Here is a 1,007-nt window from a genome sequence, read left to right as displayed (position 1 = left end):
CGCCCTTCAAAGTGAATCGATAGCTGCGAGAGCGTGAGATTCCAGTTCTGCACCGGATGCGTCCACCGTTCTGTGGCATTCAACATACCAGCGTACAGCAGCTTCAGCAAACTGTTCTCATTGGCAAAGCCGCCCTTGGTCTTCGTTAGCTTGCGGAACTGTCGGTGGACGGCTTCAACTGCGTTGGTAGTGTAGATGGCCGTTCTCACGTAGTCGGGGTATTTGAAGTACGCAGAGAGTGTCAGCCACTTGCTGCGCCAGGATTTGATCACCATCGGGTACTTGTCACCCCATTTGGCCTCCAGCTCATCCAGAGCGTTTTCTGCAGCGTTGAGAGTGGAAGCTTTGTAGACGCACTTCAGATCAACCATAAACGCTTTCTGGTTCTTTGAGGCCACATACTTCAGTGAGTTGCGGATCTGGTGAATCACACAATGCTGGATCTCCGTATGAGGATAGAGGCTTTCAATGGCTTCTGGGAAGCCCTTCAGACCATCCACACAGGCAATCAAGATGTCTTTGACACCTCGGTTGTACAAGTCAGTTAAGACGCTCAGCCAATAGTGAGCGCCTTCTGCTTCAGAGAGGTAAAGTCCCAGCAATTCCTTCTTGCCTTCCACATTCAGGCCAAGAATGGTGTACACGGCTTTGCTGATATAGCGCCCGTTCTCTTTGATTTTGTAGTGGATCGCATCGAGCCAGACGATGGGGTAAACCGCTTCCAGTTCACGCTCTCGCCATGCCTGCAACTCTGGCAGCAACTTGTCGGTCACCGCGTTAAGCGTCCCATTGGATAGATGGATGCCATACAGGTCTTCAATATGGGTACGAATATCCTGATAGCTATTTCCCAGGGCGAACAGGGCAATGATCTTGCGTTCCAGTTCATCGGTGAGTTGGGTTTGATGTTTTTTGACGAGCTGCGGCTCAAAGGTGCCAGCACGATCCCGAGGCGTTTCCAGCTCAAAAGGCCCGGCAGGGCTTTTCACCGTTTTCTTGCTGGAGCC

1 protein-coding gene is annotated in these 1,007 nt (G+C 51.7%); it reads right to left on the bottom strand.

Features of this window, described 5'->3' with window-relative positions; all coding sequences use genetic code 11:
* Window positions 1–1,007 (bottom strand): IS256 family transposase (locus BTA51_RS28845; protein WP_141215704.1); only part of this gene is annotated, 1,007 nt, incomplete at both ends.

Source organism: Hahella sp. CCB-MM4, assembly GCF_002260525.1.
GTDB lineage: Bacteria > Pseudomonadota > Gammaproteobacteria > Pseudomonadales > Oleiphilaceae > Hahella.
The sequence above is the reverse complement of the archived record's forward strand: the minus strand, read 5'-3'. Positions and strand labels throughout refer to the sequence as shown.